The sequence below is a fragment of the Pedobacter sp. MR2016-24 genome, from assembly GCF_026239655.1.
In the GTDB taxonomy this organism is placed as follows: Bacteria; Bacteroidota; Bacteroidia; order Sphingobacteriales; family Sphingobacteriaceae; genus Pedobacter.
This window is the reverse complement of record NZ_JAPIVO010000005.1, coordinates 204,880-230,517: the sequence shown is the minus strand read 5'-3', so window position 1 is coordinate 230,517 and position 25,638 is coordinate 204,880. Positions and strand designations below refer to the sequence as shown.

Below are 25,638 nucleotides of genomic sequence, written 5' to 3'. Positions count from 1 at the left end.
TTTCTATTTTATATGCTCAGCCCAGGTGTTCATTTTATTTTCGAAGACACCCAGTGGCAATGATCCGTCTTTCAGTACCTGTTCATGGAAGTCCGAAAGCTTAAATCTGGTACCCAATTCTTTTTCATACCGGGTTCTTAACTCGCGGATTTTCATTGCACCGGTTTTATAGCCCAGTGCCTGCGCAGGGATAGCCATATAACGTTCAATTTCTGCCGTTGCGCCTTCCTCTGTAATGGCTTCATTGTCCATCATATATTTGATAGCCTCTGCTCTGCTCATGTTTTTTGTATGGATTGCAACATCAACTACCAGCCTAACTGCCCTGTGCATTTCGTCACCCAGTGCCCCCATATGCTGATAAGGGTCTGCGTACAAGCCTAGTTCCTTACCTAAGGATTCGCAATAAAGCGCCCATCCTTCTACATAAGCGTTGTGTATGCCAAATCTGCGGAACTTCGGCAAGCTGGTGTTTTCCTGTGTTAGTGAGATCTGGTAATGGTGACCAGGGATTGCTTCATGCAGGAACAATGATTCCATGCCTGAGGTCGTGTTGAATTTTTTAGCATCAAGTATCGGCACATAAAATATACCCGGTCTTTTTCCGTCTGCCGAACCCTGATTGTACTCTGCACTGGCGGATGCGGCCCTGAAGGCTTCAGTCTGTCTGATTTCAAAAGGTGTTTTAGGAACATTTTTAAACATTGACTTTAACTGTGGTTCCATCCGTTGGTGTATATTTTCAAAAGCATCAAGTACCTCTTTGGCCGTTTGGTAAGGCATAAACTTCGGATCAGTTTTCATGTAGTCAAAAAAAGCTTTCAGGTCTCCTTTAAAGCCTGCCTGATTTTTAATACTGTCCATTTGTCCCTTGATACGGGCAACTTCCTGTAAACCTGTCTGGTAAATTTCTTCCGGTTTTTTCAGGGTAGTAGTTTGTTGTTTGACCAGATAAGCATAAATCTCCGTTCCACCTGGTAAGGAGGAAATGCCATCAGTTAGTCTCGCTTCAGGCAGGTAATCATTTTTAAGGAAGTCTCCCAATCTTTTGTAAGCAGGAACAAGCTGTGTAAGAATTGCTTTTTTGTAGGCTTCGGTAAACCTGCTTCTGTCAGCAGCAGTGAAATCTTTCGGCATACGCGTGATAGGGCCGTAGAAAATACTTTTTGCAGGATCGGTTACCACCATACTATACATCTGAGGGTAGGTTTTTACCACCAGGGATTTTGGAAATACCATGCCGGCCTGCATCCCTTTTTTGAAATTACCAATGGCAGTATCTGCCCATACAGTAAATGCAGAGATACGTTTTAACCAGTCTTCATAGTCTTTCACTGTCTTAAATGGCTGGGCACCAGTTCCGGAACCCAGCTGACCTATGGTTAGCGGCAGTGAGAACATCTGGTTAAATGGGAAATATTCTAAATGAAACTTAAGCCCTTCCAGGCTTATTTCTGCCTGGTCCTTTAAGACATCGTAAGAAAGCTGGTCATTTACGTCCAGGCCGCTACGGTCGTAGTGTTTAAGGCTATCCAGGTATTTGGTATAATAAGCTTTCACCTCATGCTGAAAAGCAGCAGAACCGTCATTAGGCAAAAGATCATTATATCTGGTATCGCCTGCATAAGTTGCACCTATAGGAAAGAGCTTCAGCCCCTCTTCGTAATAGGCGTCACATAACTTGTCGAAATGCTGATCCTTCTTTTGTCCGGTTTGATGATCTTTTTGTTTACAAGCGGTAACTGCACCTGTAAGTATTAAGGCGTAAATTAATTGTTTCATTAGTTGGGTTTAGGTAATTAAATCTAATGAAACCTGCTTAAGAATACAAATAACAATTGAAATTGTTATTCAATTCAGCTTCTTTGTGGCTCCATCATAGTAATACCTTGTTTACCTGCGATAACCGCTTTAGTCGCCAGTCCATAAAACAAAGAATGTTCTACAATACCGGGTATCATTTTAATGCTCACATTTAATTCTGCCAATGGGGGTAAAACAGGGAATTTTATATCCGCCAGCAAATTTCCATTATCCGAAATCAATGCCCCGTCTTTTTCACTGCTCATCCTCAGCGTAACATTACTCTCCGGATACAGAAAGGCAATTTTGCTGAGTACCAGCGGCAATGCTTCCGGAAGTATTTCTATCACCAATGGATAAGTATGGTCCAGTGCTGCTACTGATTTCCCATCATCACCAATCAGGATAAATTCTGTAGCCATACTGGCAAGAACCTTTTCACTGGTATGGATGCCGCCGCCACTTTTAAGCGCATTCAGCGCTTTGTCGAACTGGTCACAACCATCAAAATAGATATCCAGATTTTCCGTAAATGCTGAGGACTGTATTTTTAAGCCTTTTTTATACAGGTAATTACGTGTTTTAAATGAAGAAGAGACAAAGGTCAGCGTTTTCGCCCGTCCGGGATTACTGCAGAGCAGGTCTGTCAGGTGGAAGATGGTCGTTCCGGCTCCAAGACCAATCGTCTGATTTTCTTTTATAAATTCTACTGCAGCTAAAGCTGCTTCCATTTTATAATCACGCATCTGAATAAATTTAGGATAGTAAATTTCGTAAAAATAACGGGTATTGCTATAAAAGACAGCCGCATTTTATAGCTTTACATATGCAAAAACCTATAAATACTGGAATATTATCCTTCGGAATGTCCGGGAAACTTTTTCATTCACCGTTTTTAGACGCACATCCCGGATTCAATCTGATGGCAGTTGCAGAGCGGTCTGAAAAGAAAGCCCACCTTCGTTTTCCTGATATTATCAGTTACAACTCAGTAGAAGAATTAATGGAAAATTCTGATTTAGAACTGGTTGTTGTCAATACGCCTAACTATACACACTTCGAGTTTGCACTGAAAGCACTGCGTGCGGGTAAAAATGTATTGATAGAAAAACCTTTCGCGGTGACCAGCGAAGAGGCAGAAATTTTGTTCGCGGAAGCTGCAGCAGCAGGTCTTTATATTTTACCTTATCAAAACCGCCGTTATGATAGCGATTTTTTATCCGTAAAGGAAGTGCTGGCTTCGGGAAAACTAGGGAGGATGGTAGAAGCACATTTGCGTTATGACAGGTACCGTTATGGCATAGGACCCAAAGTAGCCAAAGAAACACCCATGCCTGGAAGCGGATTGTTATTTGATCTGGGACCGCATATGCTGGATATGGTTTTGGAGCTTTTCGGTAATCCACTGGAATGGACCAAAACGCTTGGACATTATCGCCCTGGTACACAAGTAGATGATTATGCACATATTCATTTAAAATACCCTGGTCACGTACAGGTATTTATCACCATCAGCATGCTGGTTGCCGATGTACAGCCTGCATTTATTCTTAACGGTACACGGGGATCATATGTTAAAGAGCGTTCAGATATACAGGAGCAGCAATTGCTTGCAGACATGCATCCGAACCATCCGTCATTTGGAATTGAAGCTCCGGGGAAGGAGGGGCTGTTGACACAGATCGCGGAAAATGGCGATAAAACGCAAGTATCGATTCCAACCGTAAAGTCGACTTATCTGAACTTATTTGAAGCCGTATACCAGACCATCAGGAATGGGGCACCCTATCCGGTAAGCCAGGATCAGATTCTTCAGCAGATCATTATTCTTACGCATGACAGTTGAGAATAATGGATTAATACATAATGGTAGTACGGTTAACAGGATTGATGTTGTATTGATTTTTTGCTGTGTCCTGATCTTTTTTTGCTCAGGTTGTAAAAAGAAACAGTCTTCTGCAAATACTGCATTTTATTATTGGAAAACGTCTTTTTTGTTAGATCAGAAAGCCGCAGACCTGCTGCAGCAAACCGCACAGAACAAAGTGTATCTTCGATTTTTCGATGTAGTATGGAATGAGGAAAAAAATGAAGTCATTCCCAATGCACAGGTTGATATCAGGCAGGACGCTGGCCGGTTAAATATCACTCCGGTGGTATATATCACCAATAAAACTTTCCAGCATATCAATGTAGCGGGAATTGATAGCTTAACTAAAAATGTGAATCAGCTGATCAACCGCATTGCGGCAAAAAACAATATCCGGTATACGCAGGTGCAAATCGATTGCGACTGGTCGGTGACTACCAGGGACAAATACTTTTCCTTTCTTAAATCTTTTAAATCATTGAATAAAAGGCAGCTGGAGGCAACTATCCGTCTGCATCAGGTTAAATATCCCGAGCGTACAGGGGTGCCGCCGGTGGACAAAGGGTTGCTGATGTTTTATAACATGGGTAAAATCTCTGCCAATAGTAAACAGCCGAATTCTATTTATAATTTTGCTGATGCAGAAAAATATATTTCTTCATTACCTTATTACAAATTACCTTTGGACGTTGCGCTGCCGTTTTTTTCATGGGCTATCCATATCCGTAACGGAAAAATATTAAGGGTGAATAACAGCATTGGAAAAGTACAGCTGCTCAACAAAAACTATTTTGTGAATACCAGCGAAGAGGTATACCGGGCTGTTAAGAGCTTTTATCTGTCTGGCGTTTATGTGAAGGAGAATGATGTTTTCAAGCTGGAGGAAATTACGACAGATAATTTGAATGAAGCAGCAGCGCAGGTAAGTAAACACCTGGCAAAATTAAAGACTAGAAATATTATTTATTATGAATTATCATCAATCAGTGCTTCAGCTATTGAAGCAAAAGATATCAGGGAAGTTTCTGCTCATTTTTAGTGCGTTAACCATCACCGTAGCCGGCATCGTATGGGCATGTGGCGGGGGCGACTATTATGATGATGAAAATTCCAGTTTCACACCCGAGGCATTTGTCGACCCGCAGTATTCTCCCTTTTTTTATGAGAGTTCTACCACTTATTATGGGAGTGAGTTTAATGATAATGGCAATACCAGGTTTAATAAACAAGTTGTGGATGACTGGTATGCCTATCTCGATAAAAAAGTAGGCAGACAGATATTGGATACTTTACTGATTAAATCCAGTCAGGGTTTTACAGATTCAGTATACCGTAATTTTAAAGGAAAATTAAAAGACCTGCCTGCGGGCATGCCTGACCTGAGCAAAAGCAATGCAGATGAGAAGCAGTTAGACTTATTTTTGTCCTATTTAACTTTGGCGAAAGCCTGTGAAAGTTATGCAGTAAATCAGGAATACAACTATTGGGATGAAAAGCCAAAACCAAAAGCTGTTGCTGCTGAATTGGGAAATATGCTGACTACAGCTTATGCACAAACCAAAGACGTATTCGTAAAGCAGCGTTTATGGTTCCAGCTGGTGCGTTATTATTACTATCAGCAGAAACAGGAATCCTCAGCCTACACTGCTCCCAAACTAACTCTACCTGACTTTTTTGCGCAGGAAGAAGCGCAGTTTCCGAAAAACATCATGTACTACCGTACGATGGGTTATCTTGCAGGATATTATTACCAGCACGGCGAATTTGCCAGGGCAAACTATTTATATAGCCTGTGTTATAACTATTCTTTTGAGATGAAGATTCCGAGTAAATGGAGCTTTAGACCGCAGAATGAGTCGGACTGGACTGGTACATTGAAACTGGCACAAAATGGCGAGGAGAAAATCACCCTATGGCATTTGCTGGGGATCAGTCAGGATCCTGTCAGGGCGATCAGAGAAATTTACGCAATCAATCCTAAATCTGATAAGCTTGATCTTTTGTTAAGCAGGCTCATTAACAGTAAAGAGCAAAGTATTTCTCCCGTTTACTCAAACGAAGAAAGTAAAAACAAAACAATAGATCTGAAAACAGAAATTTCGCTGGTGGCGAATATTGCTAAAGAAAATAAAACCCGCCAGCCTTTTTACTGGAATTTAGCTGCCGGTTATCTAAATGCTTTGTCGCACCAATATGTTACTGCAAAAACATTTTACAACGTGGCCAGAAAGCAACTGCCGAAAGACAATAAGCTCATTTTGGCGCAGTACAAAATTCTGGACTGGACATTGTATTTGCAGTATTTGAAGAAGATTGACGCCGCAGCCGAGGCAAAAATGGCTGAGCCCTTGACCTGGCTATACCGATTAAGTCAGGGTAAAGACGCTATACCCGATCTTCGTTTTCATCGTGCATTAGATCAGAGTCTGCAACTGATTGCTGCGCTGTACAAAAAACAGGGTGATCTGGTAAAATCCAACTGTTTTGAGCAGCATCCTGCATTTTATCTTAGCAATACCAGAATTGAAGCCATGAAAACCCTGTTGGCGAAACCTAAGAAGTCGCCTTTTGAGATAGCCATGCTGAATTACTGTAATGTGAAGATCGAAAACCTTTATTATTTGCAAGCTACACAACTGGTCTACCAGGAGAAACTTGATCAGGCACTAGTCATGATGAAAAAAGCAGAAGGTATCAATGCAACGCTATTATTAGGTAACCCCTTCAATATCCGCATTAATGACTGTCACGACTGTGATCATGCTGCTCCGGGTAAAACACGCTATACCGCTCAAAGTTTTCTGGAGACCATGATTAATATCAAAGCACAGCTCACTGCAGGGAAAGATGTATCCAGAAATGCGGCGCTGCTGGCAAATGCCTATTATAATATTACCCATTATGGAAATGCGCGTTACTTTTACCAATCAGATATTACTGGTAGTATTACTGATATGGTCCAGGGAATAGATGAGCCGTTCAGGCATGTTTACACAGATAACCATATCGCTGAGAAATATTATCTGCTGGCCCGCACGAATGCTAAAACCAAAGAGCTGAAAGCCAAATTTACCTTTATGGCCAGTAAGTGCGACCATAACAATGAGTACAACAGGATGATGGAATCGGAAGAGAACAGAAACTCCTGGTACTTTCAACTGGATAAGATTCCTACAGGGAAATACTTTGCCGAACTGATGAGCCAGTACAGTCAGACGAATTACTACAGGGAAGTTTTAAATGAATGCGGATATTTCAGTACTTATGTAAGTAAGAGACGTTAGTCAGCTAAATTTATATGCCCTGTAACCCTATTCAAGAGGGTTACAGGGCTTTTTTTTTGTAATATTTCTGTTAATTGAAAGTTGAAGGGTTACCAAAGTACCAAAATGGTATTAAGGTTAAAAGCGTTAATATTTATCCTGATGAAATGATGATCAGCTGGAAAATTAAAAATTTAACCAGGAAGTCCTTTTTTGGCTTCTGAACCTTTACGACTCAAATATAACCTTATGAAAAAGTATTTAATTTACTGCGTAATCGCAGTAGTGGCTTTGGGCTGCAGTAATGAAAAAAGATCACATGAGTCCATGGATGAAATGGAGACACTCAAAACAGCAGATACGACGCTGACAGAAAAAATCATTAAGACGGCAGACATGCGCTTCAGGGTAAAAAATGTGCAGTCAACCAAAGAACAGTTAAGTCAGGTAGTCACTGCAACGGGTGGTTTTGTAGCCGAATTCTCCATAGAAAGTGAAGTCCAGAATAATGAGAAGGTGAAATATTCAGCGGATTCCCTGCTGGAATTGACCTCTTACCGTACCGGTGGTTTTATGATCGCTAAAGTTCCTTCAGAAAAACTGGATGAGTTTACCAACAAGGTAGCAAAGATGGCCGTATTCATTGATACACAATCTTTAAAAATGGATGATGTGGGTAGTACCTACCTGTCTAATCAGCTAAAGAACAACAATAAAGCTGAGGCAGTGGAGCAGCTGGGTGACCTTCCTGCTAAAAAGAGCAGTACTGTACAGGCAAAGCTAGATTTGAAAAATCAGTATGTAGACAGTAAAATTGAAAACCTGAATATCATGGGAAGGGTAAAATACAGTACGATCACACTTAATTTTTACCAGGGAAATACGGTGACTAAAATGCTGGTATCAAACGATAACTTATCTGATTTCAGACCTGATTTTTTTAAGCGCTTCGGTCTCGGCTTTCAAAACGGGTGGGATATATTCAAAGAATTTATATTGATTCTGACCAATTTATGGATGCTGTTATTACTGATTGCTGCAGGTTATTTTGTCTACAGGCAATACAGAACCAAAGTTAGCTAACAATTTTAATCTGATACTTTGTCAATAAACCAGCTATACCCAGTGCTGAGAAGCTCGCTTTTTTGATGATGTTCAACTCCGGATCAATGGAATAATTATAAGCATTGATCAGGTTGGCTGAGCTGAGGTCTGTCTGACTGAATACGGCACCCAACAGATCCGTCTGATCAAATACCGAGCCTGCTAAATTGGCCTGGGTAAAGCTTACATCTTTAAGTGAGGTTTTGGCAAACTTAGTTTTCAGCATCTTTTTGCCCATAAAAGAAGCGTAATCTAAAATGCAGGAATCGAAATGGACCGTAAACAGAAAGTCATGGCACTCGCTAAAATTCACCCCCAGTATTTTGCAACTTTTGAATTCCGCATTACTTAAGGTAGTACCGTTGAATTTCATCATTGATAAATTACAGTCTTCAAAAATGCAGTCCACAAATTTATTATAAGAAAAATCGCTGTTGGAAAAGTCACACTTGATAAATGTACAGCCATGAAACTCTCTGCCTTTGATTGTTTTTTCTGCATAAACTACCTTTTCAAAAGTTTTGTTATCATGTACTGACAGTTCCATTTATTTGTGTTTTGTTTTTTGTAAAGATAGAATAAACAAAAGAACTATATCACCATACAGGTAAAAACACCTGCTTTTTACATTAGGTTTAAACCCTCTGTCATTCCTCACCCTTATCTTGTTTCTTTGAGTTATCAATCCTTTTTTCAAAGATTCAGATAAATAAAATAATGATGCACACTTCAAATCAGCCAAAAACCTTTTCAGAAGAGGAGATCATAGAACTCATGCGTTTACGCATGCATCCGCTGACCGGAACAGGGTGTGAAGAAAGCCATTATCCGCAACAGGATAACGCTTCCTTACCCATTAATCAGCGTACAGAATTCTTTAGTATACCCGAGAGAATATCCTTTAAACAGCACGTGCAACCTATCCTGGAAAGACTTTGTGAAATGGAATGCATCGATGAAAGGTATTTAAACCATAACATATTGAAAAAAATGGCTACTGTTCCACATCAGAAAGATGCCCACTCATACCCCCATACGATGTTGAGGAAAAATGTTTACAATACTGTTCTGCTATCTGGTTACCAATTGCCTCCCTTTTTTACCTACGTACTCTGCAACTGGGCTAAGGGTGATTTCATGAATGACTACTGTTAAATAATAGAATTAAGCTATCTTCGCGGAAAAAAGATAATGCTTGAAATTGTATACCAGGATGATCATCTAATAGCGATCAATAAACCACATGGTTTATTAGTGCACCGTTCTTCCATTGCCACCGATGCGAAAGAATTTGCACTGCAGCTCTTAAGAGATCAGATTGGCAAATATGTGAGTCCGGTGCACAGGCTGGATCGTAAAACGGGCGGTCTGCTTCTTTTTGCATTCAATAAAGACGCGGAAATAGCCATGCATCAGCAATTTCAAAATGCAGAAGTCAAAAAGAAATACCTTGCCATCCTAAGAGGTCATGCTCCTGATAGCCAGGAAATAGATTATCCGCTGGCAAAGGAAAATGGAAATATGCAGGAAGCCTTTACCGCATTTGTTACGCTCAAAAGAGCAGAGCTAAATATCCCGCTGGGACAACATCCAACATCAAGATATTCATTAGTTGAAGCTACACCTACAACAGGCAGGATGCATCAGCTACGGCGGCATTTCGCACATATATTTTATCCAATTATAGGCGATCGTAAACATGGCTGCAATAAACAGAACCGTTTTTTTAAAGAACAGTGGGAGATGACCACAATGTTATTACATGCTTCGGAACTGGAATTTACTCACCCGGTAACGAATGAACCCATTCATTTGAAAGCATCATTGAATGATGAATTTAACCGTGTAATGGAATTGATGAACTGGTTATAGCGCTTAGCTGATTAGTTTAATTTGAGTTCCAGGTCAAACTGCCCCGTTGAAGCGTCCTGTTTTTTTGCCCTGGCTTTCAGGTATTGAAATGGATTGATATAGCTATTCATTATAGGAAATTGATTGATTTTCCTGATCTGATTGAATGCTATATTTGCGGAGAAAAAATATGGTGTGTTAAGGATTGACGGGGATTTTCTTGCTGTTTTTGCGGTGCTAAACAGTAATGTCGATTCGTCATTTCCAGTATATACATTATATAGCGGGAATAACTCTTTGTTGAGTACGTTATGCTGCAGGATATCATTTTTATGCAGATAGTGAACCATGGGAGTCGCTTTTCCTTTAAAAAGAACGCTAACGTCCGGCACGTTTACCTTTTTGGTTTTGAGCACTTGAACCTTCTCAAAGTCTTCATTAAACTCATAAGTAACTTCCTGATTTTCCTGAGTTGTATAATTTCCTACTTCCAGTGCTGCGTAGCCGCCATAATTCTTTGCTATCGAATCAAGAGGTAATGTAAAGGTATTTAGCGCTAAGTTTTTCTGGTGAAAAAACTGTTTCAGATCAGCATTCAACCAGATCTTTAGAGCAGGTTTGCTGATCAGGTTCCTATTTTCCAAAGATTGATCAGGTACACCCAGACCGGCAATAGGAAAGAATCCTGTCATCACCAGAAGATTATCCTTAATACTACCTGCACCGTTGTACTTTTCATAACTATAAGAGAAGTGTGCTGTGGTGTTTTTTAGTTGCTGAATCTTTGGATCTGAATTTTTTAGCGTATTTCTACCTTCCAGGATATCATTTAAGATGACCGTCACATTCTCCTTCAGCACGCTATAAGAGAAAGCAATATTTTTTGCATTATACAGTACCGTCAATCTGCCATCTTTGCTTCGCCCCGATAGCTCTCCCTCAGGGTTCCGGCCTGTAAATGATACGTCCATTACTTTACTGAGGTAGTTTCTCAGTTCAGTGGTATCTTTTACCGGGAGGGAGCAGAAAAAAGTGAGTGGTGACTTTGTGCGCAAATTGTAGACAAACACATTGGCAGGAACAGCCAGTCCGCGGGGAGCATTACTTTTGTCCTGCTTATTGCTATAACCCATTTCGAAAAGTAAACCATCTACATTAACTTTCAGCAGGAGTGAGGCTTCTTTATGAATATGGACTTTAAAGGAATCATGTTTTCTGAATTGCAGGTAAACGTAACCCGCTATCAGCAGCAATACGATTATTGCTGCTGATATAAAAAGAGTTTTTTTCGTGCGGGTCATCTTGTTTATTGTTGGTCAGCTTTTTTTGTATCTAAATTTTCCAGCAATGACATAATGTATTTTAAGGCATTTTTCTGATTTGCAGGAATTTCCATGCTTACTTCTCCGGCAAAAGTATTCCCTTTCGCTGGTAAGGATTTTAGATATATGTCTCCCAATTCACTTAAAGTTTTATTGGTTTTATCCATCTTTTCCTTACTTGCCAGCGCATCAACGGGGATTTTTCCAGCCAGCTTTTTCGCGCTGAAATAACTTGCATAATTGTTTCCGCCAATGATCTTTTTATGTATGGAAGAAATTTTCGCAGTATAACGATTGTTGACGATCTGCTCCATTTCTGCTGCATCCGAACCAAAAAATATGATCCCATCTTTAATCGCAAAAAACACTGTCATCGGACTTTTAGGCATTTTCAGCTCAAAATATTTTTCATGACCGATGACTACATTTTTCTTAATTCCATAAGTAATCAGTTTATCAAATAACCGCGTATCTTCGCTAGAGGTCATGAACAGGAAGTCAGGTAAAGTTTCCTGTTTGGTCTTAGTTACTTCCTTTGTTTCAAAATTATCTTCATCATACTCATTAGCGGTATAAGTAACTTCTTTTTGCGATAAACCATTGAATACAAAGATTGCATCACCTTTCAGTACCTTACTAACCGCTTCTTCATCAAGTAACAATGAAAAGAGGTCAGTCGCCATGTTGATTTCATCATTTAATACGATACCATACATTTTCGAAACCAGCTTAGGATATTCCTCCAGGTAAGCCTTGCTATCCATCGCATAAGCCATGTATCCTATCATTTTATCCTCATTGATATAATTTAAAAACTTCTTGTTTAACTTTCTTTTATTCAGTTTATTAAACACGGTCGCCATTTCATTACTAACCGTTAATGCTGTGCTTAAACGGATAGATTTATCCTCCAGATATAACTTTGCATTGGCGCTACCATAACCTTTCAGAAAATTGACTCCTTTGAAAATGCTTTGAGGCACATAAGTATTCATTAAATCTTCTGCACCGGAAATCCATACGGTCATTTCAGCTTTGTTATCTACACTTTTCACAAAATCTTTGTTGTCGAGAATCGAACTGTCAGGCTGTTTGCTGAAAGAAGCAGTTGCCATGGCATAAGCCCATTTTCCGGCTAAAGCATTTTTGATTTTGTCATCATGTTTATATAAACTTGAATCGGGAGTATAGTTATCATACCCACTATCCGTAGCAACCATCGTACTGTCTACTGCGTAATCCTCTTCAGGAACCACAACTACGGCCTTTTTTTTAGGCTTTTTTCCACTGCGTTTTTTTATGGATTTCTTCTTTTTGTATTTAGTCTTGGATTTTACGGCACTTTTTTTTGGTTTTGGCTGGTCTATGACAATCTGTGGAGCAGAATCTGCCTCGACAACCACAATATCTGCTGCATCAGCTGGTGCTCCATAAGCAACGGTATCAACATCAGTAACCACAACACTACTATCTGCAACGGCATCAGCATAACTTGGAGCCGAAAAATCAGGTGCGAGTAGTCCCAGACGTTCCCTTACCTCAGGACGGGAGAAATATTTGCTATTCCCAGTTGCCAGTACAAACAGCACCATTTTCTCATTCCATAAGGTAATGCCCGTGCTATCCTTGCTGTAATGTGAGCGCAGTTCACCATTCTGTTCAAATTTTTTACCATGCAGCTTATACACTTCATCAATTTGTGCAGCACTTTTCACAGGTGCCAAAAGGCAGTTATAGGTAACACTGTCATTGCTTTGATTATAGTAATAATAGGTAGCATTCGGATCCAGGCCAAATTGATCCAATGAGTTCATTCCTCCCTTATTTTTATTAGAAAGTTTATCAATTAGCGCTACACCCATAAAAGTCCTGTTGAACTCTTCAACAGACATGAGCTGTGTAAGCTGCTCGCCTTTTACAGTTACGACGGCAAGTGCATTGGATGGAATTCTGCGCGCCAGGTCCTGCGCTTCTGTTTGGATCGTTGCAACTGACAATAAAATAGATGCTGCGGCACACTTAATAGTATAGTTCATTAGATATCAGATAAGATTGTTAAGTAGATTAGCTTTTTATTTATGATTGATATAGTCTTATTTTGAAAGTATTATTTTATTTGAAATATTGGTTTTACCATTGATCAGCCCTAAAATACCTGTATTGAGCATTACTGCACGTTTTGTCTTCGAGGTTTTAGCCAGCGGATTGCTCATGCTGACCACAGGGCGGTCAAACCGGTAAATACTAGTATACGTAGCCTCTTTAAAGACGTTTTTAACCTCCGGCTTTAACTTGTTATATTGTAATACAGCCTGTGTAGTATGTGCATAATTACGTTGAAATATATTGCTTGTCGTGTTATAGGTATAGGAGGAGTTGCTCACTGCATTCACCTTGAGCTTTTTTAAAACGCGTTGGTTGATATTGTTGATATTGGAGATATTCTGGAAGGAAAAACTGACCGTTGCAATGTAGTTAACAAAATCGACCCTCTTTGTGACGTTACCAATGCCTGGTGAATTCTTCAGATAGACTACAACTTCATCCATTTCCTGCTGGATTTTTTGCTTTGTAGGAACCTTATAACCATTAATACTATCCAGTAACATAATAGAAGCAACTTTCGCTTTGCTGGAACTGAGGTTGACTGTAAGCGTCACTGTTCCTGAACCATTACTGGTTACATTAATCTCCTCTATGACCTGGAAACATGAAGAGAAACAGCATAAAATGGCGGGCATCAGAATAAAGAGGAACTTTTTATAGTGCATGTAGTATATAAGATTAAAGATTATTTACCATGGTCAGATCAAATTGCAGAGCCTTAACAAAACAGTAACAGTGAGACCGATAACGATTGTCAGGTACAGTTTATTTAACGGGTTTAATGATTTAAAATTCATACAGATGATTAATGTGAGTACGCTTGTCCCATACCCGACAATAGTTCTAAACCAGCTAAAATGACAACACTTAAGCTAAACAGTACGTAGAATAAAAAGCGAGATGACCGGTATTCTTTCCCTTTATAAGTAAATGCATATCCACCAATAAATAATGTAATTACGGGACAAAAATACACAAGGTAAGCAATAATGAAGTTTTTGTCCTTCGCCATCAGCGATAATAGAAGAGTTAGCACCACAATTATTGTAATCAGAATGCCCGTTAACAAACTTTGTGAAAGCGTTAACTTAAAAAACCTGATTTCCTGCTGGCGATCGGTAACATCCTGATTTAGATCCATTAGTAAAAGCGTGAACTGTCTGTTGTTTAGTTGAATTCCTATGCCAACGGAAATGTTACATTCTCGAAAGGCGGAATTCTTTTATCAAATATATTACATAATAACGATTTAGCATTGAAAATGTTTTGAAACTTTAGTTCATTGTTAATTTTTTGATAAATAAATGGGGTCAGCGTATTGAGTATTGATAAAACATGAAATAAGTGGGAAAAAATTCATTAAATGGATTTAGTCTAAATAGTTTGGATACTTAGTGTATAATATACATCTTTGCGTTTTAACAAGAATCGTTCTAAATTGAGATTACCATTACTATTTGTATTGTTACTACCTGTGTGTCTATCCTCTTTCGCTCAAACTTCTGAAGTTAGAGGAAGGGTAGTAGATGCAAATCTTAAACCTGTGGAATTTGCCACAGTATTACTACAAAATCTAAACCGCTCTACATTTACAGATAGCGCCGGGTATTTTTTCTTTCGCTTAGCCCGTCAATATGCTTCACCTGAAATTAATCTGAAGATCGCGGTTATTGGAAAGAAAACTATCGAAAAAACCGTTCAGGTATCAGACGCTGTGTCAGTATTTATTTTAGAAGATGAAAGTCTCACACTCGCTGAGGTAGAGATTAATCAGGTCAGGAAAAAGCAGCAATCAAACTCATCTATCGTTTTTGACAGACCCGCGCTGGATCAGATTCAGGCATTCAGTCTGGCGGATGTACTGAATAACCTGCCGGGAAAAAAGACGCTGGCACCCAACCTGCAATCTCCACAAACCATTACATTAAGAACTGAGGCCACAGGTTTACAGGCAATGAATAACTCCTTTGGTACAGCAATTATTGTAGATGATATCCAGCTGTCGAACAATGCAAATATGCAGAACAGGAGTGTGGGTAAGTTTGGTGTTTCAGGATCAGAAATAGGTAGCCAGAAATACGGCACTTTTGATACTCCATTTTCCGGTCTGGATATCAGGGATATTCCAGTAGATAATATTGAGAGTATAGAAGTTATTACCGGTGTGGCCAGTGCTAAATATGGTGATCTTACTTCAGGTGCGGTAATCATTAATCGCCAGGCCGGAAAATCTCCTTATCAGTTTTCAACCAGGATCAATGGTGCATCTACCAATCTTTCTTTATCCAAAGGTTATATCCTGGGCAAAAAATGGGGAGCATTGAACATGAGTGTAAATTACCTGAGTAGTCTTGATGATCCGAGCGACCTGACTAAGAAATATACCAGAGTAAACAGTAATGCGATGTGGACAAGCTATTTATTCAAAAATTTTAAAAACACGCTATCTGTAGACTATTCATCCAGGTTTGATGACGTGCGGCTTGATCCGGATGATGATCTGCTACTCAAATCATTTGCTAAATCGAGGAGCTACAGTATTAGCAACCGGAGTTCGTTAAATCTGAAAGGAAATATCGCCAAAAGACTGGACATGAGCGTAGGTTACAGCAATGCCTACAGTGAAACCTATTCTCAGCGACGATTCAATAGTTCACCTCTCGCTATCGCAGATAAAGATACCACTAATGCTATTTATGAAGGTTATTTGATACCCGGTCAGTACACTTCAGTTGAGCACATTAAAGGCAATCCTGTCAATATCAATGGAAATATAAGTTTAGCCAATGAAGTATATACAGGAAAAGTATTGCATCAACTGAGCATAGGCGCAAACATATATTATGCTCGGAATCATGGTCAGGGTATCATTGTCGACCCTACGGTACCCCGATGGGCAAATCGTAACTACCAAAACGAGCGACCTTACTCTTATGAAAGTCTGCCCGACATCTTCAATTATGGTCTCTATCTGCAGGATAATTTCAAGCTCAAAATCTTGCATAAAGACTTAACCTTCAATCCAGGGTTGCGTTATGACGTTCAAAACGGACAGGCGAATTTACAGCCCCGCTTGAATATGTCTTACACGGTCAATAATAAAATAGAACTGAATGCAGCTTATGGTATATCCACTAAAGGGCCATCACTTGCTCACCGTTATCCCTCTCCTGTCTATGTAGATATTCCAATCAAAAGTGTTAGCAATGGCAGCGTGAATGAAAGTCTTGCTCTTTTCTATACAGACAGAATTTTGCCAGACAATGGCTATCTCAAATCCAGTCAGTCCAATCAATTGGAGCTGGGAATTCGTATCTCAGAGAAATACTTTAGCACCTCATTCTTCGGTTATTATAAAAAGGACAAAGATGGTTTTAGCACTAAAGAAAATTTTAAGGTTTACACTTTACCTGAATATACTATTACTACCTTGACAGGTGGTAAACCAATTGCCACACCGAATGGCAACTATTTTACCCGCATAGCCACAGTAAACACAGTGGGAAATAGTACCAATTCTGATAATTACGGACTGGAATGGTCAATTTCTTCTAAAAAAATCAAAGCGATTGAAACCAGCATCACGCTGAACAACTCCATCAATTATAGCTATTTCAAATTGAGTGAGGAATCTATGCGTCAGACTAATCAAGCGATGATCGATGCAGGAAAAAAAGCCTGGATTGCCATTTATGCACCAACGGAGTTGGTCAATTGGAACCTGATGTCTAAAGTCAGTACAGCCACACATATTCCTCAATTAGGTTTTGTGATTAATCTATTGGCAGATATCAGCTGGATGACCAGGCAGAAAACAAATCAGGCTACTAACAGGCCCATTGCCTGGATGGACAAAGATTTGAATCGCTATGAAATTCCCGTATTCGATCCGCAGAATGAAGATTATGGCCATCTGGAAGATAAAAGTAATTCAGATAGTGAGGTATCAATCCCATTTCCTGTAGCCAATCTTTCTATAAGGATAGCCAAAGAGATCAGGAAAAAGATCCGGCTTTCCATCAATGCCAATAATTTTCTGAATGTAAAAACAAGGTATTACAACACTGCAACCCAATCCGTTCAAACTCTTTCTGTACCTACAAGTGTAGGCGCAGAACTATCAATTAAATTTTAAATACAATGAACAAATCCTTACTCTTATTCAGCGCAATGCTGATGTTATGTTTTTCTTCCTGCAAAAAAGAGGCAGTCGAAGAAGCGCAACCTATTGCCCAATCATTTCAGTTAAGTTTTGCTAATGAAAATTCGGGACTTGGCCTTGCATTGACCAATACAGAAGTTACGCTAACTAATAAAACTACTGGAAACATCATCAAAGCAAAGGCCGACGCCAATGGGATGGTTAATTTTTCCAGCATACTACCAGGTAATTATGCAGTAGTGGCCAGCTTGCTTGTCAGTGCTGCAGATTACTCAACTGCTACAGGAGCCTATTCAGCTACTGATGTGTCATTCAATGGAAGTATTGAAACTAATATCAATAGTGCTACGGGATCTTTAGCTATAACGCTGACTGCTGGAAGGCTGGGCGATTGGGTGATCAAACAAATCTACTATGGTGGATCGAATGTGAGTACAGGAGCTATTTTCCGTGACCAGTTCATTGAGTTGTATAATAATTCAAATACGGTGTTGTATGCAGATAGCCTTTATCTTGCACAGGTGCATGGAAAAAATACCAGGGTATCTAGCATAGATATCAGCAAGCCTGCATTTTTACCGAATGGCCAGTTTAACTGGGCCAATGCTATTGGAATGGCAGAGAGTAGTCCAAATACTAATTATGTATATGCTAAAACCATGTATATGATAAAAGGAACAGGTAAGCAATATCCGGTTCAACCCGGTGCAAGTATAATTATTGCGCAAACTGCACAGAATCACAAAACACCATATATTGGTGCCGATGGTGTAGGTGTTTCTGTTAAAGATCCAAGTCTGACAGTAGATTTGAGTAAGGCAGACTTTGAAGCTTATTATGGTGATCTTCCTGGTGTTAATCCGCTTCCTTCTGATGCGGACAATCCTAATGTACCGAATTTGCAGGTTTTACGTTCTGATGGTCGCGATATGATTTTAAACAGTAACGGTTATGAAGCAATTGTAATTTTTAAAACATCAGCTAACATCAGTCAATGGAAAAGCTATCCTGATCCGGAAAAAACTGTACTCACCAATACTACGGACCTGTTCACACAAATTCCGGTAGCTGTACTGATTGATGGGGTTGATATCACACATTCAGTAGTGACCAGCAGAGCTGCAAAACGCCTGCCTGACGCCATTGATGCCGGCTTTACTTTTACCGCTGGTGGATCATACTCATCGCAATCTGTTATCCGTAAAACCAGCAAAACTGCCGGAACAAGAAGGATATTGAAAGACACCAATAATTCTTCACAGGATTTTGATTACCTCACTATGGCAGATGCAACAAAATCAGCCTTTAAATAAAAGATGAAGTATCTCACTACACTATTTTACTGCTTTATATTACCTGTAGCATCCCTCGCACAAAAAGGGGATGCTGCAGATAGTTTGGTTGTATACCGTCAGTCTGCCGCTTCAATTACGATGCTGCGGAAAGATGCCACACAGCTGAGAGCCAGTCACATCGATACCTATGGTTATGCTGGTCTTACTTATCGATATGGAACAGGAAGCTTCAGACTGCCTCAAGTGGCACAAACCAGTACTGCAGTGACATTTAATTCAGAAGGAATAGTTGCACTTGGCCGTTTCAAATTGTTGGGTTATTTTTCGTTTGAGCGTGCCCAGGACGATAGCTTAACTTATAACCTCAGAGGTATTCAGAATTCCGATCAGCCGAGTTATATTTTTGCATCTAAAGCTGGAAACTATGGCAGGCAAATCTATACCGGAGGTGGTATCATCTCTTATGAACTGCTCAAAGACAAGTTTTATTTATCGTCTGGTATGGACTATTTCTACAATTCTTCAGCTGGAACGGTGGATCCCCGGCTATCCAGCCAGACACATAAAATCATTTTTAATCCTGAAATCACTTATAAACTCCACCAGCATTATTTTGGTCTGGGAATTACAGCAGGTTATAGTGAGGAAAAAAACACGGTTTCTTTTAAAAATGATAATTATGTCGGTTCAACTTTATATCCTGACAGAATAGCCTATCTGAATTTCGGTTACGGTTACAGTCCTATTCGGATCGATAAAGCGATTTTCCTCAACAGTCGTTTCAGCGGCTTGAATATGAACTATGCCGGTAGGTTTGCTGACTGGAATTTTTCAGCAAAATTCAGTTATCAGTTAGCAAATGATAAGTTACGGAATGACTATGAAACAAGTATTGGTGCAGGTATGCTACAAGAGGTTCAAATTGTAACAAAAAAGCTCCACTTTTTAGCTGCACAATCCACAGCTAGACACGATCAGCAATTGACTTTGTCTTTCTCAAAGGATAATGGAGATGACAGAATTATTGAATCCAATAGCAGGAACTGGACCTTCAGGCGTCAGGATGCCCAAATGACTTACAGTTATTTACATAAAAGTAGCCGTCGTGCTCAAACGGAATGGATTGCAGAACTGTTTGAGCAGCATGTATACAAACGTGATGCATCAGACGATGTAGACTTTAGTTACAAATATATCTCTCCTCAGCTGGGATTAAACCAATACTGGCATAGCACCAATAAAGACCTGATTACTGCTGGCCTTTCACTATCCGGACAATTTCCCTTAAATACTGCATTGAACATCAGAGGAATTCAGACGGATTTATTTACGACAGGAGTGATCTACCCAAATGAGCAATACTGGTCTTCTACTTCTGGCCGGGCTGCCTTCCATTTCAATTATGTTACTTCATCCATCTTCAAAGATTTTCGGACGGGAGTCAATTTTAATACCAGTTATCAAAACAAACTCAGCAATAATAATGATCGGCTCGCTACCGGTTTTTATCCTGAAAAAGGTTATTTTACCTTGAGTATGGGTATAAATTTATATTTTTAATACATCATGAAATACGTTATCCCTGCTTTATTCTCTGTACTTGCATTTTTGCTTTTTGTATCCTTCCGTTCCTATGAATTTAAAAATGGAGATGATATTCCTGTAGATTCTTTGCGGAAGCTATATGCTCAAGCACCCGCCTTATGGCCTAAAGCAACAATAGATTCTGGAGTAGTATATACAGAGTTGGGTGTATTACCGGAATCACCGGTAAACCTGAAAGATTCGGTACAACGGAGTAAAGCCATTCTTGGAAGATTCCTTTTCTTCGATCCGAGGTTATCGGCGTCTAATCAGATCAGCTGTTCCAGCTGCCATGCACCAGATTTGAACTATACAGATGGGAGAGAAGTCTCTATCGGTCATGACCACGCAGCAAATTCAAGGAATGCACCAACCTTACAAAATGTCTGGTTCCTGAAGAAATTATTCTGGGACGGTCGCGCGGCAAGTTTAGAAGAACAGGCTGGTGGACCAATGAGTTCAAAAATAGAAATGCATCAGGATATAAAAGTATTACCGGAAAAACTACAAATAGTGAAAGGATATCATCCGCTATTTGCTGCAGCTTTTGGTGATGAGAAAGTAACCAATCAACGTATCTTCGAGAGCCTTGCTATTTTTCAGCGTACATTAGTGAGCAGAAAAGCGGCATTCGACCGTTTCCTGGAAGGTAATAAAAATGCATTATCAGATCTGCAGGTTCTGGGATTACATTTGTTTCGCACAAAGGCAAGATGTATGAACTGTCACAATGGTCCGTTACTAACCGATAATGAATTCCATAATCTGGGCCTCACTTATTATGGCAGGAAATATGAAGATTTAGGCAGGTACAACGTAACGCATCAGATAGAAGATATAGGTAAATTTAAAACTCCGGGTTTGAGGGACGTAATGCGTACGGCACCATGGTTTCATAATGGCCTGTTCGGTAGCATAGAAGGGGTTATGAATATGTACAATGCAGGCATGCCCACACCTAAACGCAGACCTGAGCAGATGGACGACCCTAAGTTTCCTGTTAAGGATAAACTACTGAAGGGACTTCAACTCACACCCGCTGAGAAAGCTGCGGTCATTGCCTTTATGGAATCAATCAGTACATTGCCCTGGAAAGACAGATCACCCGTTCTTCCGCAATAAGCTCAATTTACCAGCTGCTGCCTGAACCACCACCACCAGAACTTCCACCGCTGCTGCTGGAGGAAGAAGATGAACTACTGCTTGAAGATGAGGATGAACTACTGCCAGAAGAAGAACCTGACCCACCGGAACTTCTGGCTATTTTTGGGATCACAAAACTCCGCTTCTGTTCATAATTGCAGTTTTTACAGGAAGTAGTGTCAATCCCGGCACCTTCAGCACTTCGGGTTGCATTCTTAATGATCACAGTCTTCAGGACGCCATAAGTTAAAAAATGGCATTCCGGACATTCCCGATAGATAGAGGAATTATTTTTGTAATTGAGTGTAAGCTGATCATTGCAGGATCTGCATACCCAGACGTCATAATCCACGGACTTCACTTTTTCTTCAACAATCTGTCCTTTGCTAAGGTATTGATCTTCGCGGTTTTCCGCTAACCTGATCATCTTGTTCCCGCATCTGGCACATGTAATTGGAGCAGATCTGAGCCACTCGTTACGTTCTGTATAAGTTTGCCAGACAGATTTGAGTTGTGGCGATGGAAAAGTTTTCATGATCCATACCAATGGCGAAAATCTGGCCTGCAAAGACATGAACTGCTCATGCCTGTCTGCTGCAGATAAATCTGTTGTTTGATGAATTAAACGTTTACCCAAGCGCTTGAAGTGGATAATCAGATAAACATATAAAAAGATATATATCACCAGGATCATCCTGATATTATAATACGAAAAAGGAAGGAAATAATTAAGGAGTAAACTTATTGCAACAGGAACAATGAATATCACGTAAAATACCGGATGTTTATATATCCCGCGGCCAGACTTTCCTGTAACACCTCTGGAAATTAGTATAGCTCCTAACGCATAAAGAAATAGCAATACCAGCGTGAACAGACCGAAAATTTCAGGCGACCTGCCAACATTGCTTTGCGTTTGAGGGACTGAAGTTATTTCCGGGGCAGGTGGAGCAGAGACAATATCCATCGCCTCGGAAGCATCATTTTCTGTCCGCTGTGGCATGACTGTGTCATCAACCGCTTTTATGCCAGTTCCAACATTGCTTTCAACAGTATCTTTACTGGTATAAGCACTACTGCTTTCATTATTCAATTGCTCAATCACCGCATCAACACCGTTGATAATGGCGCCGTCATAGTCGTTCTCTCTGGCATAAGGAATCATCTTATTTTGCTGTATTTTATAACAAAGCAAATCAGGCAATACCCCTTCCAGACCATAGCCAGTTTCAAATTCTATCCTTTTCTGATCTTTCACCATCAGGATCAGTAGTCCATTGTTCGATTCCTTGCTGCCTATCTTCCATAAATTGAACAATTCGTGTGCAATCTCCTTGGGCACATTTTCACCGATGCTATTCACAAACACAACATCTATATGCGCTGTACCGGATTGATCCAGACTACTGAGTTTACTGTTCAATGCAGCAACGGTTCCTTCAGAAAGCAATTTGTCGGGATTGCTGACATAACTTTCATTCAGCGTTTTTGGATCAGGAATAGATTGCAGAACATCTTTTTTTGTGTTTGATGTATGACAGGCGCCTAAAAAAAGCAGACAAAAGGGGAGAACAGTTCGGAGCGTTTTTAACATAAAGAATAAACAATTAACAGTACTTAAGGTTTGCCCATAGCAGAGATATTTATTCAGGCAAATAAAAAAAAAGCCCCGTCCATTGTTTCGCAAAGGACAGGGCTGATTGCAGAACTTGACAGCACCTAACTAAGCTTTGTCAAATCCGTATTGTTTTAATACATCATCCGGTACACCTGTCCATTTATTTGGTGTGTTTCCCACATATCCCAGATCTTTCACACCCATTTCAGTCGTAAAAAATCCAGAGGCGGTTAAATCCCTCATTAAGTTGAAGAAGGATACACCTTGTTGCATACCTGGCTTAACCTTATTCGGGTAGGCGATGTCTTCCACCATTTCAATCCGCTGGCTATCCGAAGCGTCGATAAAACTTTTCTGAAACCTGTTGGTGCATTGTATATCCAGCCATTTGAGTCCCCCTCGCATAGGTATTTTATGTTTAGGGATATCCTTCACGATAAACTCAATAAATTCGGGAACTTTTGCTTCAGACGCGCTGCCCGATTTTCCATCTTTTGGAATGATGATATCCGCAAGCAGCGTAATCGTAGCCATTTCATGTGCATCAAAGAATTTGAATGAATTCAGGTCTTTGTCTCGCTGAATTTCAAAAGCTTCCCTGCCGGGCTGTATTTCATCTTTGGCAGCTACAACAGCATCTTCAGGTTTGCCTGGTTTACATGCTTCCAGCAGTAACGCGGAACTGATAGCGGTAAGGCCAATGGCCTTTAATGAATCTCTTCTGTTCATATCAATTTTTGATTAGCTGATATTTAATTTTTTCTTCTGTGCTAAAATATATTCTGCAGTTCGCATAGACATGGCCAGAATGGTCCAGGTCGCATTTTTATCGCCCTGTTGTACAAAAGGCGCGGCATCTACTACGAATAAGTTCGGGCAATCATGTGCCTGGCAGTATTTATTTAAGGCTGATGTCTTCGGATCATCGCCCATTCTTACTGTACCCACCTCATGAATTATTTTTCCCGGAACTTCCAGACCATAATCATCATCGGGACCGTGAATTTTCGAGGTCACTATTCCACCCATCGCATGGAACATTTCCTGAAAAGTATCCTGCATATGTTTAGCCTGTTTTACTTCTTCAGGTGCCCATTTATAATTAAAACGAAGCACAGGAATGCCGAATTTATCTACCACATCCGGATCTATCTCACAATAATTAGACGCTCTTGCAATAGCAGTACCGCGACCAGCCATACCAACACTCGCTCCATAAAAACGTCTGTAATCATCTTTCAGGGAAATACCATAACCTCCCGCTTCTTTCATCTTACCATCTTTGCCCGGCACCTTACCATTCAGGTTCTGTATACCGCCGCCAAATCCATAGCCTGGCATGCCCATTCCACCGCCGTATTCAATGTGATAACCACGGGGAAAATCTAAATTTTTATTGTCCAGCCACCAGGGCGAATAAATGTGCACACTGCCCACACCGTCTTCATTGTAACGTTTGCGATCCATCAATTGCGGCAGAAATCCACTCAGACTGGCACCGGTTGAATCATGCAGGTATTTACCCACTATATTACTACTATTTGCCAACCCGTTAGGATGTGCAGAGGATTTGGAATTTAAGAGTAGTCTGGCCGATTCACATGCACTTGCGCCCAGGATAATTACTTTCCCGCGAACCTGATATTCCTGCATATCCTTTTTATCTACATAGGAAACTCCTGTGGCAAGTCCGCTTTTATTGGTGAGTACTTCACGCACCATTGCATTGGTCACTACAGTCAGATTCCCGGTTTTTACCGCCGGGATTACCAGGCAGGAAGAAGAAGAAAAATCACCATAAACCTTACAACTTCTACCGCATTGACCGCAGAAAAAACAAGGTGCACGGTCTTTATTATCTGGTAAAGCTTCTGTCAGCACAGAGCCTCTGCCAGGAATAACTTTAACACCAATTTCTTTAGCCGCCTTTTTAATAAAAAGCTCATTTAGCCTGGGCTTTGGTGGTGCCATAAATATTCCATCCGGCTCGCTTTCAATGCCTTCAACTGTGCCATAAATACCAATCATTCGGTCTATTTTATCATAGAATGGCTTTAAATCGTCATAAGTAATTGGCCAGTCATCCGTCAAACCATCTTTCGGTTTAAAGTCGTCCGGACCCATTCTTAAAGAAATCCTGCCCCAGTGATTAGTTCTGCCGCCAAGCATTCTGGAACGAAACCAGGCAAATTCAGAATCATTTTTTTGTGTATAAGGTTCGCCGTCAAGTTCCCAGCCCCCATATGAGGCATCAAAATCACCAAAGGGACGAACCGTGCTTGCTCCACGTCGTGGTGATTCCCATGGCCATTTCAATTGCTGGGCGTCTAACCGCGGATCAAAATATGCACCGGCTTCCAGCATGAGAACTTTTTGTCCTGCATTAGCCAATACATATCCGGCCATTCCGCCACCGGCTCCAGAGCCTACAATAATGGCGTCATATTCAATATCCGAAGTTTTGATTTGAAATTCGTTCATACTATTAAATGGTTTTAGCTTACTGTTGTAGCACTA

Annotated in this window: 20 protein-coding genes; 10 read left to right on the top strand and 10 right to left on the bottom strand. The window is 40.3% G+C overall.

Translation table 11 applies throughout. The annotated features are described in order from the left end of the window. Positions 1-3 precede the first annotated feature (3 nt). Entirely contained in the window at positions 4-1,782 is a 1,779-nt protein-coding gene (locus OQX62_RS15005; RefSeq protein ID WP_265832385.1) for a DUF885 domain-containing protein, read from the bottom strand. A gap of 74 nt (positions 1,783-1,856) precedes the next feature. After that, on the bottom strand, positions 1,857-2,549 hold the full coding sequence (gene rpiA / locus OQX62_RS15000; RefSeq protein ID WP_265832384.1) for a ribose 5-phosphate isomerase A: 693 nt from the start codon (positions 2,547-2,549) through the stop codon (positions 1,857-1,859). An 80-nt stretch (positions 2,550-2,629) separates the two neighbouring features. On the opposite strand from rpiA, the gene OQX62_RS14995 reads away from it, so the two are divergent. The 4 genes from OQX62_RS14995 to OQX62_RS14980 all read left to right on the top strand — a co-directional run bounded on the left by OQX62_RS14995 (position 2,630) and on the right by OQX62_RS14980 (position 8,019). Continuing rightward, positions 2,630-3,649, top strand: coding sequence for a Gfo/Idh/MocA family oxidoreductase (locus tag OQX62_RS14995; RefSeq protein ID WP_265832383.1), 1,020 nt, complete (start codon positions 2,630-2,632; stop codon positions 3,647-3,649). Between the two features lie 148 nt (positions 3,650-3,797). Continuing rightward, positions 3,798-4,712 (top strand): hypothetical protein, encoded by a 915-nt coding sequence (locus OQX62_RS14990; RefSeq protein WP_265832382.1) that lies wholly within the window; start codon positions 3,798-3,800, stop codon positions 4,710-4,712. Next, positions 4,642-6,957, top strand: coding sequence for a hypothetical protein (locus OQX62_RS14985; RefSeq protein ID WP_265832381.1), 2,316 nt, complete (start codon positions 4,642-4,644; stop codon positions 6,955-6,957). The genes OQX62_RS14990 and OQX62_RS14985 overlap by 71 nt, the downstream gene beginning before the upstream one ends. A gap of 228 nt (positions 6,958-7,185) precedes the next feature. After that, a complete protein-coding gene (locus OQX62_RS14980) occupies positions 7,186-8,019 on the top strand; it encodes a DUF4349 domain-containing protein (protein WP_265832380.1) in 834 nt (277 codons plus the stop codon). On the opposite strand, the gene OQX62_RS14975 is transcribed toward OQX62_RS14980, so the two are convergent. Further along, positions 8,012-8,587 carry a pentapeptide repeat-containing protein gene (locus tag OQX62_RS14975; protein WP_265832379.1) on the bottom strand — a complete coding sequence of 192 codons (576 nt, stop codon included), beginning with the start codon at positions 8,585-8,587 and terminating at the stop codon, positions 8,012-8,014. The two genes, OQX62_RS14980 and OQX62_RS14975, sit on opposite strands and share 8 nt — an antisense overlap. 170 nt (positions 8,588-8,757) lie before the next feature. Between OQX62_RS14975 and OQX62_RS14970 the strand changes: the two genes are divergently transcribed. Both OQX62_RS14970 and OQX62_RS14965 read left to right on the top strand, forming a co-directional pair. Beyond that, on the top strand, positions 8,758-9,195 hold the full coding sequence (locus OQX62_RS14970) for a hypothetical protein (protein ID WP_265832378.1): 438 nt from the start codon (positions 8,758-8,760) through the stop codon (positions 9,193-9,195). 36 nt (positions 9,196-9,231) lie between these two features. Then, complete coding sequence (locus OQX62_RS14965; protein WP_265832377.1) at positions 9,232-9,912, top strand: pseudouridine synthase; 681 nt, start codon at positions 9,232-9,234, stop codon at positions 9,910-9,912. A gap of 11 nt (positions 9,913-9,923) precedes the next feature. Here OQX62_RS14965 and OQX62_RS14960 read toward each other — a convergent pair whose 3' ends face one another. The 4 genes from OQX62_RS14960 to OQX62_RS14945 all read right to left on the bottom strand — a co-directional run bounded on the left by OQX62_RS14960 (position 9,924) and on the right by OQX62_RS14945 (position 14,460). Next, complete coding sequence (locus OQX62_RS14960; protein WP_265832376.1) at positions 9,924-11,192, bottom strand: hypothetical protein; 1,269 nt, start codon at positions 11,190-11,192, stop codon at positions 9,924-9,926. 5 nt (positions 11,193-11,197) lie between these two features. Next, positions 11,198-13,249 (bottom strand): hypothetical protein, encoded by a 2,052-nt coding sequence (locus tag OQX62_RS14955; RefSeq protein ID WP_265832375.1) that lies wholly within the window; start codon positions 13,247-13,249, stop codon positions 11,198-11,200. Between the two features lie 57 nt (positions 13,250-13,306). Continuing rightward, a complete protein-coding gene (locus OQX62_RS14950; protein ID WP_265832373.1) occupies positions 13,307-13,984 on the bottom strand; it encodes a hypothetical protein in 678 nt (225 codons plus the stop codon). Positions 13,985-14,124: 140 nt separating this feature from the next. Then, positions 14,125-14,460, bottom strand: a complete 336-nt coding sequence (locus OQX62_RS14945; RefSeq protein WP_265832372.1) for a hypothetical protein — start codon at positions 14,458-14,460, stop codon at positions 14,125-14,127. A 297-nt stretch (positions 14,461-14,757) separates the two neighbouring features. Between OQX62_RS14945 and OQX62_RS14940 the strand changes: the two genes are divergently transcribed. The 4 genes from OQX62_RS14940 to OQX62_RS14925 are packed head-to-tail and all read left to right on the top strand — an operon-like array spanning position 14,758 to position 21,482. Beyond that, a complete protein-coding gene (locus OQX62_RS14940) occupies positions 14,758-17,454 on the top strand; it encodes a TonB-dependent receptor (protein WP_265832371.1) in 2,697 nt (898 codons plus the stop codon). A 5-nt stretch (positions 17,455-17,459) separates the two neighbouring features. Continuing rightward, the gene (locus OQX62_RS14935; protein ID WP_265832370.1) at positions 17,460-18,794 is read left to right on the top strand and encodes a DUF4876 domain-containing protein; all 1,335 of its coding nucleotides are present in this window, start codon (positions 17,460-17,462) and stop codon (positions 18,792-18,794) included. A 3-nt stretch (positions 18,795-18,797) separates the two neighbouring features. Further along, positions 18,798-20,336, top strand: coding sequence for a DUF6850 family outer membrane beta-barrel protein (locus OQX62_RS14930; protein ID WP_265832369.1), 1,539 nt, complete (start codon positions 18,798-18,800; stop codon positions 20,334-20,336). Positions 20,337-20,342: 6 nt separating this feature from the next. Beyond that, positions 20,343-21,482, top strand: a complete 1,140-nt coding sequence (locus OQX62_RS14925) for a cytochrome-c peroxidase (RefSeq protein WP_265832368.1) — start codon at positions 20,343-20,345, stop codon at positions 21,480-21,482. A gap of 7 nt (positions 21,483-21,489) precedes the next feature. On the opposite strand, the gene OQX62_RS14920 is transcribed toward OQX62_RS14925, so the two are convergent. The 3 genes from OQX62_RS14920 to OQX62_RS14910 all read right to left on the bottom strand — a co-directional run bounded on the left by OQX62_RS14920 (position 21,490) and on the right by OQX62_RS14910 (position 25,602). Continuing rightward, entirely contained in the window at positions 21,490-23,097 is a 1,608-nt protein-coding gene (locus OQX62_RS14920) for a TPM domain-containing protein (protein WP_265832367.1), read from the bottom strand. A gap of 129 nt (positions 23,098-23,226) precedes the next feature. Further along, positions 23,227-23,850 carry a gluconate 2-dehydrogenase subunit 3 family protein gene (locus OQX62_RS14915; protein WP_265832365.1) on the bottom strand — a complete coding sequence of 208 codons (624 nt, stop codon included), beginning with the start codon at positions 23,848-23,850 and terminating at the stop codon, positions 23,227-23,229. A gap of 12 nt (positions 23,851-23,862) precedes the next feature. After that, the gene (locus OQX62_RS14910) at positions 23,863-25,602 is read right to left on the bottom strand and encodes a GMC family oxidoreductase (RefSeq protein WP_265832364.1); all 1,740 of its coding nucleotides are present in this window, start codon (positions 25,600-25,602) and stop codon (positions 23,863-23,865) included. Between the last annotated feature and the right edge of the window lie 36 nt (positions 25,603-25,638).